The 15,004-nt window shown below is 63.5% G+C and carries 16 protein-coding genes; 9 read left to right on the top strand and 7 right to left on the bottom strand.

The genetic code is table 11. The annotated features are described in order from the left end of the window. The first annotated feature begins 27 nt into the window (after positions 1–27). The 5 genes from JF545_RS06455 to JF545_RS06435 all read left to right on the top strand — a co-directional run bounded on the left by JF545_RS06455 (position 28) and on the right by JF545_RS06435 (position 3,857). Positions 28–414, top strand: coding sequence for a hypothetical protein (locus JF545_RS06455; protein WP_206940401.1), 387 nt, complete (start codon positions 28–30; stop codon positions 412–414). A gap of 131 nt (positions 415–545) precedes the next feature. Further along, on the top strand, positions 546–1,976 hold the full coding sequence (locus JF545_RS06450; RefSeq protein ID WP_206940399.1) for an MFS transporter: 1,431 nt from the start codon (positions 546–548) through the stop codon (positions 1,974–1,976). Between the two features lie 155 nt (positions 1,977–2,131). Continuing rightward, positions 2,132–2,443: a BolA family protein gene (locus tag JF545_RS06445; RefSeq protein WP_206940397.1), complete on the top strand. Its 312-nt coding sequence runs from the start codon at positions 2,132–2,134 to the stop codon at positions 2,441–2,443. Beyond that, positions 2,440–3,333: a hypothetical protein gene (locus JF545_RS06440; protein WP_206940395.1), complete on the top strand. Its 894-nt coding sequence runs from the start codon at positions 2,440–2,442 to the stop codon at positions 3,331–3,333. The genes JF545_RS06445 and JF545_RS06440 overlap by 4 nt, the downstream gene beginning before the upstream one ends. Then, positions 3,330–3,857 (top strand): GNAT family N-acetyltransferase, encoded by a 528-nt coding sequence (locus JF545_RS06435; RefSeq protein ID WP_206940394.1) that lies wholly within the window; start codon positions 3,330–3,332, stop codon positions 3,855–3,857. Before JF545_RS06440 ends, JF545_RS06435 begins: the two co-directional genes overlap by 4 nt. A gap of 131 nt (positions 3,858–3,988) precedes the next feature. Here the strand turns inward: JF545_RS06435 and zapB are convergent, their stop codons facing one another. Continuing rightward, positions 3,989–4,210 carry a cell division protein ZapB gene (zapB, locus tag JF545_RS06430; RefSeq protein ID WP_206940392.1) on the bottom strand — a complete coding sequence of 74 codons (222 nt, stop codon included), beginning with the start codon at positions 4,208–4,210 and terminating at the stop codon, positions 3,989–3,991. A gap of 193 nt (positions 4,211–4,403) precedes the next feature. Then, positions 4,404–5,030 carry a 16S rRNA (guanine(966)-N(2))-methyltransferase RsmD gene (rsmD, locus tag JF545_RS06425; protein ID WP_206940390.1) on the bottom strand — a complete coding sequence of 209 codons (627 nt, stop codon included), beginning with the start codon at positions 5,028–5,030 and terminating at the stop codon, positions 4,404–4,406. 498 nt (positions 5,031–5,528) lie between these two features. Here rsmD and ftsY point away from each other — a divergent pair, with 498 nt between their 5' ends. The 4 genes from ftsY to rpoH all read left to right on the top strand — a co-directional run bounded on the left by ftsY (position 5,529) and on the right by rpoH (position 9,672). After that, complete coding sequence (gene ftsY, locus JF545_RS06420; protein ID WP_431606260.1) at positions 5,529–6,896, top strand: signal recognition particle-docking protein FtsY; 1,368 nt, start codon at positions 5,529–5,531, stop codon at positions 6,894–6,896. Next, positions 6,893–7,561, top strand: coding sequence for a cell division ATP-binding protein FtsE (ftsE, locus tag JF545_RS06415; RefSeq protein ID WP_206940388.1), 669 nt, complete (start codon positions 6,893–6,895; stop codon positions 7,559–7,561). Before ftsY ends, ftsE begins: the two co-directional genes overlap by 4 nt. Beyond that, a complete protein-coding gene (gene ftsX, locus JF545_RS06410) occupies positions 7,558–8,622 on the top strand; it encodes a permease-like cell division protein FtsX (RefSeq protein WP_347401315.1) in 1,065 nt (354 codons plus the stop codon). The genes ftsE and ftsX overlap by 4 nt, the downstream gene beginning before the upstream one ends. Before the next feature lie 183 nt (positions 8,623–8,805). After that, on the top strand, positions 8,806–9,672 hold the full coding sequence (gene rpoH, locus JF545_RS06405) for an RNA polymerase sigma factor RpoH (protein WP_206940385.1): 867 nt from the start codon (positions 8,806–8,808) through the stop codon (positions 9,670–9,672). A 155-nt stretch (positions 9,673–9,827) separates the two neighbouring features. Here rpoH and slmA read toward each other — a convergent pair whose 3' ends face one another. The 5 genes from slmA to coaBC all read right to left on the bottom strand — a co-directional run bounded on the left by slmA (position 9,828) and on the right by coaBC (position 14,809). Next, positions 9,828–10,436 (bottom strand): nucleoid occlusion factor SlmA, encoded by a 609-nt coding sequence (slmA, locus tag JF545_RS06400; RefSeq protein WP_206940382.1) that lies wholly within the window; start codon positions 10,434–10,436, stop codon positions 9,828–9,830. A 129-nt stretch (positions 10,437–10,565) separates the two neighbouring features. Further along, the gene (gene argB, locus JF545_RS06395; RefSeq protein ID WP_206940380.1) at positions 10,566–11,471 is read right to left on the bottom strand and encodes an acetylglutamate kinase; all 906 of its coding nucleotides are present in this window, start codon (positions 11,469–11,471) and stop codon (positions 10,566–10,568) included. Between the two features lie 22 nt (positions 11,472–11,493). Beyond that, positions 11,494–12,876 (bottom strand): phosphomannomutase/phosphoglucomutase, encoded by a 1,383-nt coding sequence (locus JF545_RS06390; RefSeq protein ID WP_206940377.1) that lies wholly within the window; start codon positions 12,874–12,876, stop codon positions 11,494–11,496. A gap of 48 nt (positions 12,877–12,924) precedes the next feature. Further along, positions 12,925–13,365: a dUTP diphosphatase gene (gene dut, locus JF545_RS06385; protein WP_374107049.1), complete on the bottom strand. Its 441-nt coding sequence runs from the start codon at positions 13,363–13,365 to the stop codon at positions 12,925–12,927. A gap of 142 nt (positions 13,366–13,507) precedes the next feature. Next, the gene (coaBC, locus tag JF545_RS06380; protein WP_206940373.1) at positions 13,508–14,809 is read right to left on the bottom strand and encodes a bifunctional phosphopantothenoylcysteine decarboxylase/phosphopantothenate--cysteine ligase CoaBC; all 1,302 of its coding nucleotides are present in this window, start codon (positions 14,807–14,809) and stop codon (positions 13,508–13,510) included. Positions 14,810–15,004 lie beyond the last annotated feature (195 nt).

Below are 15,004 nucleotides of genomic sequence, written 5' to 3'. Positions count from 1 at the left end.
CTGCGATTCGACGTCGAGGAGATCGCGATGAAACTGCTCAACCGCTCCGCACTGAGCGTCAGACCCACCCAGCACTTTGTTGACTGGATCAATGCCCTGGAACCGACCATGGGCGATGACGATCTCAACCTGTCCGACGTCGACCGCGAGAGTACGGTCTACCTGATTCCAGAAATGGATACTCCCGAGGCGTTGGAAGCCTTCGTTCGCGAGCGGTATCTCGAGGTGCTCGAGAACGAGCTGCGCGCCTGGGAAGAGGACGAGCGGCAGTGGCCTGAATCGCTGGACTGGGCGCTGTTCCAGCGTTTCCTTCAAGTCGAGCACAGCTATCTGGCCATCGATCTGGATAGCGAGGCGGCGCTTGAAATCTCCGAGGTTGACGACGAGTTGCTGGCCGACCTCGAACAGGACTGAGCTCGGCACCCAGCGGCAGGCCTGCTTGCCGCATGTGCAACGCGCCTCTTTGCTGACAGGACCGGCCCAGGCCGGTCCTATCAGCGTTCGCGCTGGTTCCCCATGACGCCCCAGGACGGGACGATACCTGCATGAGTCGACTGTTCTCTACCCGTGACGGCGACGATGGCTTGCCCGGGCCGGAACGTCGTCTGGCGGTCATCGCCCTGGTGTTGGGCACCTTGATGGCGGTGGTCGACACCACCATGATCAATATCGCGCTGCCCTCCATGGCTCGCGATCTCGGCGTGTCGGATGCCCGCGCCGTATGGATCACCAACCTGTTTCAGGTGGTCTGCGCGGCGATGCTGCTGGTATTTGCAGCGGCCAGCGAGCTGCTCAGTCGGCGCAAGGTCTACGTCGCCGGGCTGTCGCTGTTTGTGCTGGCCGCCCTGGGCAGCGCGCTGTCGCCTAACTTCGAGACCCTGCTGGTGTTTCGTGCCTTGCAGGGCGTTGGCGCCGCAGCCACGCTGTCCATCGGGCCAAGCCTGTATCGTTCGATTTTTCCCTCGCGCCTGTTGGGTAGCGCACTTGGCCTGTCGTCGCTGGTGGTGGCCGGTGGCTATGCTGCAGGTCCTTCCATCGGCGGGCTGGTACTGTCGGTGGCCAACTGGCCATGGCTGTTTGCGCTGAACGTGCCGCTGGGGATCGCCGCGGCCTTCATGGCGTGGAAGGCGCTGCCCAGGGAAACACGCCGCGAGGGTAGCTTCGATGGACCTGGCGCGCTGGCGTCCATGGCCATGCTGGCGGGGCTGTTCATGGCCATGGATGCCATTGGCCATCGTGCGCCGATGCTGGATATCGCGTTGTGGCTGGCAGTGACGCTGGGGTCTGCGTGGGCCTTCATCCATCGCCAGGGGCGAGCGCCGCATCCGCTGCTGCCGCTGGGACTGTTTCGCGAGCCACGCTTCAGCCTGGCCGTGTCGGCCCAGGGTACGGCCTTTATCGGCCAGGGGCTGACCTTCGTCGCGCTGTCGTTTCTGTATCAGCAGCAGATGGGCTACTCCGCCCTGCACACCGCCTGGTTGTTCACTCCCTGGCCACTGACCATCATGATTGTCGGTCCGTTGGCCGGGCGTCTGGCAGATCGCTTCAATCCCGGTCTGGTCGCTAGTGTCGGCCTTGCCGTACTGCTGGTGGGGTTGCTCAGCCTGGCCAGCCTGGACAGCGATGCGACGGCCCTCGATAGCCTATGGCGCACGGCCCTGTGTGGCGCTGGCTTTGGCCTGTTTCAGCCGCCTAACAATCGTGAGTTGATGACCAGCGTGCCGAAGTCTCGCAGTGCCAACGCCTCTGGCGTGATGAGTACCACCCGCACGGTGGGGCAGTCGCTGGGGGTGGCGTTGGTGGGCCTGTGTCTGGCGGTCGGGGCGGGGGTTCAGCAGTCGTTGTGGGTGGGCGCTGCCACCACCTTGCTGGCGCTGTTGATCAGCCTGGTGCGACTGCCGATGGCCCAGCGTGCGTACCGTATCGCCCGTGAAGAAAAGAAGGCGGCCCGCCGCGAGGCATCAGGTCAAGCTTAGTCAGCCAGGCTATGAATGCGTACAATGGCATAGTACTGAGGACAGCCCGCAAGGTTTGTCGTGCCTTCGCGACAATCATGCAGGGGTGCGTCGAATTGACGTCCATCGTAGCCATGTTTGCCGTCTCGACCGAGGCAATGACAAGAGATTTCATCATGAGTATTCAGGCGACCATTGAACACAAGCTCGCGGCTCTCGAACCCACCGAAATGGTGGTCGAGAATGAAAGCCACATGCATAGCGTGCCGCCGAATTCGGAAACCCACTTCAAGGTGACGCTGGTGTCTGAGCGTTTCGCCGGCCTGATGCCGGTCAAGCGTCACCAGCAGATCTACTCGTTGCTGGCCGATGAGCTGTCCGGCCCGGTGCATGCCCTGGCCCTTCACCTCTACACCCCTGCCGAGTGGCTGAGCCGTGGCGCGGCACGCCCTGACTCGCCCAACTGCATGGGTGGCTCGCGCTCGTGACGCCTGAGCCGACACGACTGGCCTATCTGGATGCCATGGGGCTGACCGCTTGGGTCGCCCGGTATCAGTTCCCCAATGCGCGGGAAACCGAGGTCTGTGACTGGCCTGAGCTGGAGCCTCAGCAGCCGCCGGAAACGGGGGCCCGAGGCTTGCACGCGCTGTTGGATGAGGTGCCTGCAGCGCGCAGCCACGAAGCTGCCCAGGACAGCAGCGTCGCCGTCACGGCGGCGTCCACTGCCCAGGCGCCGTCTCCAGAGCCGTCTCAGCCTGCAGCGCCGGTCGCCCGCAAGGCGAGAGCACTGCTGGGCGATATGGTGCCTGATGATGAGGCGACCAGCGCCATACCGGCACTGGACAGCGAAGAAGAGGGTGTCGAGGACGCCGAGCCGCTGCGCTTTGTCTGCCAGGTGGCCTGTCTCGATGGACGCTGGTTGTTGTTGGTGGCCCAGCAGGCGCCGTTGGGCGTGGAGCATCAGCGGCTGCTGTTCAACATTCTGCACTGCAGTGGAGTGACGGCCGAGCAGCGTCCGGTATTCGAGACGCTGACCTGGCCTCTGGCGGAAGGGTTGCCGGTCAGGCGTCCTCTGGAAGAGGCTCGTCAAGGGCTCAAGGCCTTCGTGGCTGGTCGAGCCCGGCGGGGCTGGGCGCCTGAACGCGTGCTGGTATTCGGCCACGAAGACGCCTTGATGCAGGTCCTGGGTGAAGCCGGGCAGGCTGCCGGCGCCGAACCGACAGCGGCCAGTGAATCAGGGCATTCCAGCACTCTGGCACTCCCCCAATGGAGTGGGCCAGGCCTTGATGAGCTGCTGACCAGTGCGACGGCCAAGCGCCGTTTGTGGGTGTCGAGTGCCGATTGGCAAACCCTATGGCAACAGGGCCGCGAGGCATGACGACCGGATCCGCCGGGCGGGGTGCTGGGCAGCAGCCTGGACGGGACACCGAGCCCTTCGTGGTGCGCCAGTTGAGGCCTGATGACCTGGCTGCTCTCGAGGCTCTCGAGGCGTCCCAGACCCATCGACTGTCTCGGCCACAGGCCCTTGAGCAGGCCTTCGTCGATGAGCAGCGCCTGCTGCTGGGAGTCGAGGATAGCAACGGAGGTCTAGCCGCCTACGCGCTGGTGTCGCGGCTGCCCTTTGAAGCCGAACTGGAGGCCATACTGGTGGCCACAGATGCGCGGCGCCAGGGGCTCGGTCGTTTGTTGCTGTCGCAGTTGGTAGAGCAAGCAAGAGATTGGGGGGCAGAAAGGCTGCTGCTGGAAGTCCGCGCGGATAACGCTGAGGCGATCGCCCTCTATCGTGCGCTCGGCTTCACCCAGGATGGGCTGCGTCGCGCTTACTATGCTGCTCACTGCGCCGCCCACGAGCCGGGTGGTGAACGCGTCGACGCGGTGCTGATGTCGTTGACGCTGGCCTAAGCGCGCGAGATGCAAGGGGCTCTCTTCAAGGGGCTCTCTTCAAGGGGCTCTCTTCAAGGGCTCCTCTTGGAGCCCTCGGATCGGGCGGTGTGGCTCGCGGTGCTTAGATCGTGGTGCCTGGATCGTGATGCTTAGACGCTGTGCGCCGGTGCTGGCTGCGCGCTGCCCTGTTCTGCATCCACGTCGTCGAGTTGGCCCAGGATAGCCGTCAGACGGCGCTCCCACTCCTCACGCTCCTGCTTCAGTCGAGCGTTTTCCTCGCGCAACTCCTCAGCTTCCAGTTTCAGCAATTCCAGGGCCTCCAGCGCGCTGGTGACCTTCTTTTCGAGTTGGTTGAAGAGTTCCGTGCTCATCCTCGTCTCCTGACATGACGTGGGGTGAGGGCGCAACGCGCGCCCCGATGGCATGAGCGTAACGCCGAGCTCGTCGGTGGACAAGCGTCGCGACGCGGCGACGCTGTCTGATAGAGAGTGCCGGTATCCCTCCGGGGCACAGCGCAATGGTCGAGAGGCCTGGAAAGCACGTCGTAAGGGGCGGTAAGAGGGCTCAGCTCGACGTCGTATGACGCCGATAGAGCCGCCCAAAACTGTCGCCCGCCTTGACCTCCCGGTGTAGATGCCAGTGCTCCGGTACGCTCAGCTCCAGTCCGCTTTCCACCTCGACATAGATCCAGGCATCGTCGGTCAGCCAGCCTTGCTCCAGCGCAGAACAGCAGGGTTCGGCCAGTGCCTGGCGGAAGGGCGGGTCGATAAACGCGATGTCAAACGCTACCTCGGGCGGGTTCGAGAGCATCGTCAAGGTATCTTGAGTGATCACCTCGGCGCTACTGATGGAGAGCGTGGCCAGGTTGTCGTTGATGGCCTTGGCGACCTGGCCATCACGCTCGACGAAGGTGGCGGCCCTGGCGCCGCGTGATAACGCTTCCAGGCCCAGGGCGCCGGTACCCGCGAACAGGTCCAGCACTCGCTTGCCGTAGAGCGTACCGCCAAGCCAGTTGAACAGCGTTTCGCGCACGCGATCGGGCGTCGGGCGCAGGCCTGGTTTGTCGAGGACGGGCAGCAGTCGGCGTCGGTGGTCGCCACCGATGATACGCAGCTTGCCAGGGGCGCGGCCTGTGGCTGCTGTTTTGGCGCCGGGACGGGGGCGCGGTCGAGAAGGGCGATGTCGGCTCATGGCGAGAGATTTTACCCGTGCCGAGTGGCTGCGTCATGCCAAGGACGGCCTCAGCGTCATCTTTGTTCGTCGGGTGGTGGTTGGGTTGGACCCTGAACGGCGCAAAAGCCGCTGACAGGTCCGCTAGTGAGTTCGACAGCCTGCCTTGCGAGTCCACAGAAGACGGGCAGGGTGGTAGGATGTGGCGGTTCGTTCACCGGCTGAGGCGGCAGGTCATCCATGTTCGGTATTTTCAAGCGCAAGAAGAAGCAGTCGGGTGAAACACCCGTTGAGGATCAGCAGTCACAGGACCTGGCATCCCGCGAGGAAGAGACGCGGTCGAGCGAGGGTCCTGCTGAGACGCCGGATCACGCTGAGTCGTCCCCCGATGCGGCACCTCGGGCTGATGAGGAAAGGTCGACTCCGGCCGCTGAGCACGGGGCAGACTCGGATGTCACATCGGCGCAACAGCACAGCGAGTCTCAGCAGCAAGCAGCTGGCGAGCCTGCCGAGGCGCTGGTGCCGGAGCCCATCGAGCCTGACGCCTTGCGTGAGGCCAGCACCTCGCAGGCCGAGCCCGAGGCCGCAGCCACACCTGCGGCCCAATCAGAGCGCGAGCCGGGTGCTGAGTCAGGGGTTGAGACAGGGGTTGAGACAGGGGTTGAGACAGCGGCTGGGCAAAAGACCGAGCGAGATCTTCAGGCAGCGTCGGAGGCCTCCGAAACAAGGACGCCTGCCGCTGATGCCGCTCCCCAGCGACCCGTCGAGACCGAAGCGGGGCACGAGAATGCGCCGACGGTCGAGGCGTCGCCAGAGCCAGAGCTAGAGCTAGAGCCCTCCTCTCAGCGTCTCGAGCACGCCGAGGTCATCGAGCCCAGCCGCTCCAGCGGGCCTGCGCTGCAGGAAAAGCCGAGGGCCGCGGCTGCCGATAAAGGTGCAGAGAAAAAGGGGTGGTTTGCCCGCATGCGGGCGGGGCTGGGCAAGACCCGGGCCAATCTTAGCGATGGGCTGGCCGACCTGTTCATGGGGGCCAAGCAGATCGATGACGACCTCATCGAGGATATCGAAACCCAGCTGCTGATGGCGGATGTAGGGATCGAGGCGACCAGTGAGATTATCGAGGCACTGACCGAGCGAGTGTCGCGCAAGGAGCTGAAGGATCCCGAGGCGCTGTATCGTGCCCTGCAGCAGGAGCTGGCCAGTATGCTGGGGGCGGTCAGCGATCCGCTGACCCTGACCACGGAAGATGGCGGACCCTTTGTGATTCTCGTGGTGGGCGTCAACGGGGTGGGCAAGACCACCACCATCGGCAAGTTGACCCAGCGCTTCCAGCGCGAGGGCAAGAGCGTGATGCTGGCGGCGGGAGATACCTTCCGTGCCGCCGCGGTCGAGCAGCTCAAGGTCTGGGGCGAGCGCAACAGCGTTCCCGTGGTGGCTCAGCACACCGGTGCCGACAGTGCCTCGGTCATCTACGACGCGGTGGCCGCTGCGCGGGCTCGCGGAGTCGACGTGCTGATCGCCGATACGGCGGGGCGTCTGCACAACAAGTCCCACCTGATGGAAGAGCTGAAAAAGGTTCACCGCGTGATGGGCAAGCTGGATGCCAATGCGCCCCATGAGGTCATGCTGGTACTGGATGCAGGCACTGGCCAGAACGCTCTGTCCCAGGCGGCGACCTTCAACGAGGCCGTGCCGGTCAGCGGGATTACTCTGACTAAGCTCGATGGCACCGCCAAGGGCGGCGTCATCTTTGCCCTGGCGAAGCAACTCAAGACGCCGATTCGTTTTATCGGTGTCGGCGAGAGCCTCGATGACCTGCGACCGTTCAAGGCAGAGGATTTTGTCGATGCCTTGTTTGATCGTCGCTCGAGTGACGGCGACGAATGATCGCCTTCGAGCACGTCGGCAAGCGCTATGGAGGGCGCTTCGAGGCGCTTTCCAATATCGACTTCCGTGTTTCCCGCGGAGAAATGGTGTTTCTCACCGGGCATTCCGGGGCCGGCAAGAGCTCGTTGCTGCGTTTGATCATGCGCCTGGAGCGCCCGAGTCGAGGGCGCGTGCTGGTGGCCGGACACGACATCGACAAGCTGCACTCGAGCCAGCTGCCCTTCTACCGGCGTCAGATTGGTGTGGTGTTTCAGGATCACCAGCTGCTGTTTGATCGCTCCATCTATCACAATGTGGCGCTGCCGCTGGAAATCCGCGGACTACCGCCGCGAGATACGGCTCGACGTGTGCGTGCCGCCCTCGACAAGGTCGGCCTGTTGCACCGTGAGAAGGCCTTGCCGATCGAATTGTCCGGTGGTGAGCAGCAGCGTGTTGGAATCGCCCGTGCCGTCGTCAACAAGCCGGCCCTGCTGCTGGCCGACGAACCCACCGGTAATCTGGACCCCCAGTTATCCGCTGACATCATGGGCTTGTTCGAAGATTTCCATCGCATCGGCACCACCGTGATGATTGCCAGCCACGACCTGGCACTGATTGCGCGCCTGCGTCACCGGACCCTGCGCCTGAGCGAGGGACGGCTGGTGGGTGATGAGGAGGCTGCGTGAGTCTAGATCCCCCCCGTAGAAGAGCGGCCACGCCGCGCAGCACTGGAGCCCGCAGTCGGGGTGCCGTCAGGTCGGACCGACCAGCCGGTCGAACCGCGGGTACGCCGGCCCAGGGTGGTGCCCGTCAGCAGTCCGCCAGGCCGCAAGGACAGTGGCGGTCATGGCTGCGTCATCACCGGGCCATGTGCCTCGACAGCCTGCGCCGGCTGATTCGCCAGCCGGTGGGCAGCCTGCTGACCATGCTGGCCATCGCCATTGCCTTGGTGCTCCCTAGTGCGCTGTGGCTGTCCCTGGACAGTGCCAAGCTGGTCGATGCAGAGCTCGATGCCAGCGCCACCTTGACCGCCTATCTGGACAAGGGCGTGGATGAGGCCCAGGCCCAGCGTATTCTCGAGGCCATCGAGGCACAGTCGAATATCGCCAGTACGCGCTTGATTACCGCGGCTGAGGGCATGGCGGAGTTCCAGCAGGCGCTTGGTCTTGACGACGCGCTGGCCCGACTCGAGACCAATCCACTGCCCGCTTCGGTGGTGATATCGCCGCAGTCGCCGTCACCCGAGGCAATGACGGCGTTGTCCGAACGGCTGACGGCCATGCCGGGCATTGCCGAGGTACGCCTTGATCTGGCCTGGATCGAACGCTTGCGGCAGCTGGCCGAGGTGGGACGGCGTGTCACGCTGGCGTTAGGCGTACTGTTCGGACTGGGGGTGTTGCTGGTGGTCGGCAACACGATCCGGCTGGCGGTGGAGAATCGCCGCAAGGAAATCGAAGTGGTGACGCTGATTGGTGCCACCCATGCCTTCGTGCGCCGCCCGTTCCTTTACAGCGGTGCCTGGTATGGGCTCGGCGGTGGCCTGCTGGCCTGGGCATTGCTCACTCTTGGCAGTGACTGGCTGTCAGCCCCGGTAGCGTCGCTGGCTGCGAGCTATGGGGCACACTATCAGCTGCCCGCGCTGGGGCTGGCTGGTTCTACAATATTGCTGAGTTGTAGTACACTATTGGGCTGGTTAGGTGCCTGGATCGCCGTCAGTCGTCATCTGGCGGGCATCAAGCCCCGCTAGGTCATCACGTTGCGCACGGTCATCTCATAGCGCACGTGAGTCGTCAGCGAAGCCTGAGGCGCCACCAGGTGGTTTCGTCGGAAGCACCCTGAAGGGCTATACGACGAAAGGGGAACTTTTTGAGCGTGTGTTCCTCCAAGGTGCATTCGAAATCTTGTTGGTCTTCGAGGAGACAATCTGCACATGAGCAACAGTCTTCTGCCGGTGGGTCATCTATCACCGGGGCACGACCTGAACGGCTACATTCAAGCCGTCAACCGCATTCCCCTGCTGACGGTGGAAGAAGAGCAGGATCTGGCCCATCGCCTCCAACAGGAAGGTGATCTGGAAGCCGCCCGCCGTCTGGTCATGTCCCATCTTCGTTTTGTCGTGCACATCGCACGCAGTTACTCCGGCTATGGGCTTCCCCAGGCTGACCTGATTCAGGAAGGTAATGTTGGCCTGATGAAGGCGGTCAAGCGTTTCGATCCGACCCAGGGCGTCAGGCTGGTGTCCTTCGCCGTGCACTGGATCAAGGCGGAAATCCACGAGTTCGTGCTGCGCAACTGGCGCATCGTCAAGATCGCCACCACCAAGGCCCAGCGCAAGTTGTTCTTCAACCTGCGTGGTGCCAAGAAGCGTCTGGCCTGGCTGAACAGCGACGAAGTCGATGCGATTGCCAAGGATCTGGACGTCAAGCCAGAGGTGGTGCGGGAAATGGAAGGCCGGCTGGCCTCCCACGATGCCGGCTTCGATGCTGCTCCGTCCGATGACGAGGAAAGCGCGTATCAGGCCCCGGTGCATTATCTGGATGATGCCAGCCAGGATCCGGCGACTCAGCTTGAGGACAGCGACTGGGAAGAAGACGCCACCCGTCGCCTGCAAGGAGCGCTGGCGGACCTGGATGAGCGTTCCCGGGATATCCTGACCCAGCGCTGGCTAGCCGAGAACAAGGCGACGCTGCACGAGCTGGCGGACGTCTATGGGGTATCGGCTGAGCGGATTCGTCAGCTTGAGAAAAACGCCATGAAGAAGATTCGTGAGCGTCTTGGCGATGCCCTGGCTGCCTAAGCGGCGGTAGGGGAGGTCCCTTCGGCACTGGCCTGAACGCAAGCCTAAACGCAAGCTATGTTCAGCAGCAGTGCCAGCCCACGAAAAGAAGCGCCCGAACCGTCAGGTTCGGGCGCTTTGCGTAAAGACCGGTCCGTTCGCGGCAGCCCTCAGAATCAGGCGGGCACCGCGCTGTCTCTGAGCAACTGAGACGACAGCGCAGGCCACTGATCTTCCCAGTACTCGGTGGGACGGTGGCGATAGTCGCTGCGCACGTACTGGGCGATACGCCCCTCGATCTGTGCTGTCAGTAGATTCGCGCTGGCGCTCGCCGGCATGGCCAGACGACGTCCCTCACGAAGTTCCGCCTCGCGGAGTACCTGCTTGAACTGGGTTTCCAGGCGCTCGAACAGCTGGTGAATGCGCAGGCGTAGCCTGGCGGTTTCACCGGTCAGTACATCGCCGCCGAGCAGGCGCGACAGTCCGGGGTTCTTCTCGGCAAAGGCCAGCACCAGGGTCATGATCTGATGGCAGCGTGGCAGCGCCTCCTGCTGCTCGTCGAGGATACGCGTGATGCGTTCAAACAAGGTTTCCTCGATAAAGCTGATCAGACCTTCATACATCCTGGCCTTGCTCGGAAAGTGGCGATAGAGCGCGGCTTCCGAGACGCCCACCTGTCGGGCCAGGGCAGCAATGGTGATGCGCTTGCCGCTGTCTTCCTCCAGCATCAGGGCCAGGGCCTGCAGAATCTGGTCCCGCCGGCTTGGGGTGTTTTCCTGCGTCATGGTGTCGAGTTCTTTATCGTTGATGGCCCGCCAGGCTATCCGGCGGGCGAGTTCCCTTGCGATTCGACGATCTGGCTGGCGAACCGCATCTTCCTTGCGTGTCAGTCTTGTTGGCGCCGCTGGGCGGTATCAGTCAGGTGCGTGGTTGGTGATCAGGGTGCCGACGCCGGCATTGGTGAAAATTTCCAGCAGGGTGGCGTGGGGCACGCGGCCATCGACGATATGGGCGCTGACCACGCCGCCCTTGACCGCATCCAGCGCGCAGCGGATCTTGGGCAGCATACCACCATGAATGGTGCCATCGGCGATCAATTCGTCGACCTGCGCGGTAGACAGCCCTGTCATCACCTCGCCGTCACGGTTCATCAGGCCTGCCACATTGGTCAGCAGCATCAGCTTTTCAGCACCCAGCGCTTCGGCCACCTTTCCCGCTACCAGGTCGGCGTTGATATTGTAGCTATGGCCTTCGCCATCGACGCCGATAGGAGCGATGACGGGAATGAAGTCCCGCGCGGCCAGCATTTCGATCAGGTCCGTGGAGACATGCTCCACTTCACCCACGTGGCCGATATCGATGATTTCTGGAGCGGTCATTTCCGGGCTCTGGTGTTCCACCTTGAGCTGGCGAGCCCGAATCTGCGCGCCGTCCTTGCCGGTGAGGCCGATGGCCTTGCCGCCGCACTGGTTGATCTGATTGACGATGTCCTTGTTGACCAGGCCGCCCAGCACCATTTCCACCACGTCCATGGTCTCGGCGTCGGTCACCCGCATGCCACCGACAAAGCGTGACTCGATGTTGAGCTTCGCCAGCAACTCGCCGATCTGAGGGCCTCCGCCGTGGACCACGACGGGGTTGATCCCTACTTCCTTCATCAACACCATGTCCCGTGCGAAGGAGTCGATAAGGGCATCTTCGGTCATGGCGTTGCCGCCATACTTGACCACTACGGTCTTGCCGGAAAACTTCTGGATGTAGGGGAGGGCCTCAGAGAGGACCTCCACCACCAGGCGCGGATCGTGAGCCTGTTCGCTCATTGGCGTAGTGTCTCCTGCGGGTTCAGTTCGGAAGGGTGAGCGAGGCGTCTACCGCCGCCAGAGCCTTGGCAAAACGCTCGCGAATGCGTGCCAGGGCATCACCATCATTGCCCTCGAAACGCAGCACCAGCATCGGCGTGGTGTTCGACGCGCGGCACAGGCCCCAGCCGTCAGCGTAGTCCACACGGATGCCATCGAGGGTCGTCTTGACGCCGTCGTCACCGAAATCCCCCTCCCGAGCCAGGCGATCGACCAGATCGAACTTGGTCTCGTCGGTCACTTCGATATTGATCTCCGGCGTGCTGATGTTCTGCGGATAGCGATCAAAGAAAGTGTCGGCGTCACCGTCGAAGCGGGACAGGATTTCGAGCAGGCGGGCCGCGCCGTAGAGACCGTCGTCAAAGCCGTACCAGCGCTCCTTGAAGAAGATGTGGCCGCTCATCTCGCCGGCCAGCAGGGCGCCGGTTTCCTTCATGCGAGCCTTGATCAGAGAATGACCGGTCCGCCACATCTCAGGCGTGCCGCCGGCTTGCTCGATCACCTCGATCAGCTTGCCGGTGCACTTGACGTCGAAGATGACGCGGGCGTCCGGATTGCGGCTCAGCATGTCTTCGGCAAAGGCCATCAGCAGGTGGTCGGGGTAGATCAGTCGCCCCTTGGGGGTGATCACACCCAGGCGATCGCCATCGCCGTCGAAGGCCAGGCCGATATCGGCGCCGTGCTCGGCCACTGCCTTGATCAGGTCCTTGAGGTTTTCTGGCTTGCCCGGATCCGGGTGATGGTTCGGGAAGGTGCCATCGATCTCATCAAACAGGGGGATGGTGTCAGCGCCCAGTGCCTTGACCAGCTGTGGGCCAAGCTCACCTGCGACACCGTTGCCACAGTCGACCACCGCCTTGATCTTGCCGGATACCGAAACGTCACCAAGGATGCGTGCGAGATAGGCCTCGCGAACGTCCTGCTCGGAGACCTGGCCCTGACCTGAACGCAGATCACCGTTCTCAAGACGCGTGTAGAGCGCGGTGATCGCGTCGCCGGACAGCGTCTCGCCGCCAAGGACCATCTTCAGACCGTTGTAATCCGGCGGGTTGTGGCTGCCGGTCAACATGACCCCGGAACTGGTGCCGTCGAGAGTATGGGTCGCGAAATACAGCACCGGGGTCGGCACCATGCCGATGTCGATGACATCGCAGCCGCTGGCGGTGAGGCCGCGGGTCAGGGCCTGGATCAGTCGGGGGCCGGACAGGCGGCCGTCACGGGCGACGACCACCCGGGTTTCCCCGCGGTCCTGGGCCTCGCTGCCGATGGCCTGGCCAATGGCTTCGACCCCCGCCTCGGTCAGGGTGTCGTCGACGATGCCGCGAATGTCATAGGCACGAAAGATCGTGGAAGGTACGTGTGTCATGGGCAGGTCCTTTCCTTTTGACGTAGCGCTGGGTCAGGTGAGTCGCGATCAGTGACGGCCAGAACTGCCGAAGCCGCCATCGCCGCGCAGGCTGGCGGAGAAGTCGTCGACCACTTCCAGGTTGGCTTGAACCACCGGCACCAGCACGTACTGGGCGAGGCGTTCAAAGGGTTCCAGGGTGAAGGAGCGGTCCGAGCGGTTCCACACGGACACCATCAGTTCGCCCTGATAGTCAGAGTCGATCAGGCCGACCAGATTGCCGAGCACGATCCCGTGCTTGTGGCCGAGGCCTGAGCGCGGCAGGATCAACCCGGCCAGTGCCGGGTCGGCAATGTGGATGGCGAGGCCGGTGCGCACCAGCTCGCAGTCTCCTGGCGCCAGCGTCAACGGCGCATCGAGCAGCGCATGCAGGTCCATGCCGGCGGAGCCTTCAGTGGCATAGCGCGGCATGCGGTCCTTGATGCGCTCGTCGAGTATCCTGACCGCCATGGTGGGGCGAGTGGCTGTGCTGGACATGCAAAATCCTTGAGTCGTGAGAGCGCTTCCGGCCCCCGTGTTGAGCGTAGTGCAGCGACCGCATGGTCGGCCGCAGTGATACAGTGCCACGGCACCGCACGACCGGCGCGAAGTGTCAGTCGTGGTGCTGGCGAGCGGCAAGACAGGCGCTGGCCTGGGCGATGACAGCCTCGGCCAGGCGCGTCTTGTCCTGTTCGGCCTCGTGGCGTGTGTTGACCTGGTCGCCGTCGCGCCACATCAATAATGCCGCATTGCGATCGGAGCCAAAGCCGAGTCCTGCGCGGGAAACGTCATTGGCCACGATCATGTCAAGATTCTTGCGCCTGAGCTTGTCCTTGGCGTAGCGCTCGAGGTCACGGGTCTCGGCGGCGAAGCCGACAATCAGGGGGCGTGGGTGACGACTCGCCAAGGTGGCAATGATGTCCGGGTTCTTGACCAGTGTCAGCGTCAGACCGTCCTCGCCTTCCTGCTTCTTGATCTTGTGTTCGGCGGGTGCCGCGGCGCGGTAATCGGCCACAGCTGCACAGCCAATGAAGATGTCGCACTCGGCGACTAGGCCTTCGGCCGCGGCGAGCATCTGCTCAGCGGTATCCACATCCATGCGAGTCACTCCGGCCGGGGTAGGCAGGCTGACAGGCCCAGCGATCAGCGTGACCCGGGCGCCGCTGTCGCGAGCTGCCTGCGCCAGCGCAAATCCCATCTTGCCCGAGCTGTGATTGCTCAGGTAGCGCACCGGATCCAGAGGCTCGCGCGTCGGCCCTGCGGTGATCACGATATGGGGCGCCACTGCGGAAGGTGGTGTGCTCGTTTCACTCTGTGCCGCGACAGTCGCCTCTGTGGTATCCCGGAACAAGGCCGTGACGATCTGCTCGGGCTCCATCATGCGTCCAGGGCCTACATCACCGCAGGCTTGATCGCCTTGATCGGGGCCCAGCAACTGCCATCCATCGTCGCGCAGCTGGGCGGCATTGCGCGCCGTAGCCGGATGGCTCCACATGGCCTGGTTCATGGCCGGTGCCACTACTCGTGGCGCATCGCTAGCCAGACAGGCGGTCGTCAGCAGGTCGTTGGCCATGCCCTGGGCCAGGCGTGCCATGAGGTCGGCAGTTGCGGGGGCGATCAGGATCAGGTCGGCCCAGCGTGCCAGCTCGATGTGCCCCATGCCCAGTTCCGCATCCGGATCCAGCAGTGATGTCCTCACCGCACGTCCCGTCAGCGCCTGCAGCGTCAGCGGCGTGATGAAGGCCTGTGCCCCTTCCGTCATGACAACCTGGACCTCGCAGCCTGCCTGCACCAGCAAGCGAGCCAACACAGCACTTTTATAGGCAGCAATGCCAGCGCTGATACCAAGCAGCACACGCTGTCCTGCGCGCAGCGCCGGAGGGCCATAGCGCGTAGAGGAAGATGGTTGAAGCATGCAAAACGATCCACGACCGGGGTAAGAGTCCTACCTTACCACCGGTGTCGGATCATGCGTAGCCGCGCACCCCCGTCCCAGGTCATCGCTGATGCCACTAGACTCATCAGGTATGTCGGCGCTCGCCGACACTGGCGCGCATCGCTACCCAGGGAAAGGCCGCCACCCACAGCGGGACAAGGCAGCGGGAGGGCG

This window comes from Halomonas litopenaei (genome assembly GCF_017303055.1).
Classification (GTDB): Bacteria; Pseudomonadota; Gammaproteobacteria; order Pseudomonadales; family Halomonadaceae; genus Halomonas; species Halomonas litopenaei_A.
Note: the sequence above shows the minus strand (reverse complement) of the source record. Positions and strands in the feature narration are given on the sequence as shown.

Coding starts and splice junctions, on each gene's coding strand:
- JF545_RS06455 (WP_206940401.1), top strand. CDS start 28: ATGAAACTGCTCAACCGCTCCGCACTGAGCGTCAGACCCACCCAGCAC.
- JF545_RS06450 (WP_206940399.1), top strand. CDS start 546: ATGAGTCGACTGTTCTCTACCCGTGACGGCGACGATGGCTTGCCCGGG.
- JF545_RS06445 (WP_206940397.1), top strand. CDS start 2,132: ATGAGTATTCAGGCGACCATTGAACACAAGCTCGCGGCTCTCGAACCC.
- JF545_RS06435 (WP_206940394.1), top strand. CDS start 3,330: ATGACGACCGGATCCGCCGGGCGGGGTGCTGGGCAGCAGCCTGGACGG.
- zapB (WP_206940392.1), bottom strand. CDS start 4,210: ATGAGCACGGAACTCTTCAACCAACTCGAAAAGAAGGTCACCAGCGCG.
- rsmD (WP_206940390.1), bottom strand. CDS start 5,030: ATGAGCCGACATCGCCCTTCTCGACCGCGCCCCCGTCCCGGCGCCAAA.
- ftsE (WP_206940388.1), top strand. CDS start 6,893: ATGATCGCCTTCGAGCACGTCGGCAAGCGCTATGGAGGGCGCTTCGAG.
- rpoH (WP_206940385.1), top strand. CDS start 8,806: ATGAGCAACAGTCTTCTGCCGGTGGGTCATCTATCACCGGGGCACGAC.
- slmA (WP_206940382.1), bottom strand. CDS start 10,436: ATGACGCAGGAAAACACCCCAAGCCGGCGGGACCAGATTCTGCAGGCC.
- argB (WP_206940380.1), bottom strand. CDS start 11,471: ATGAGCGAACAGGCTCACGATCCGCGCCTGGTGGTGGAGGTCCTCTCT.
- JF545_RS06390 (WP_206940377.1), bottom strand. CDS start 12,876: ATGACACACGTACCTTCCACGATCTTTCGTGCCTATGACATTCGCGGC.
- dut (WP_374107049.1), bottom strand. CDS start 13,365: ATGGCGGTCAGGATACTCGACGAGCGCATCAAGGACCGCATGCCGCGC.
- coaBC (WP_206940373.1), bottom strand. CDS start 14,809: ATGCTTCAACCATCTTCCTCTACGCGCTATGGCCCTCCGGCGCTGCGC.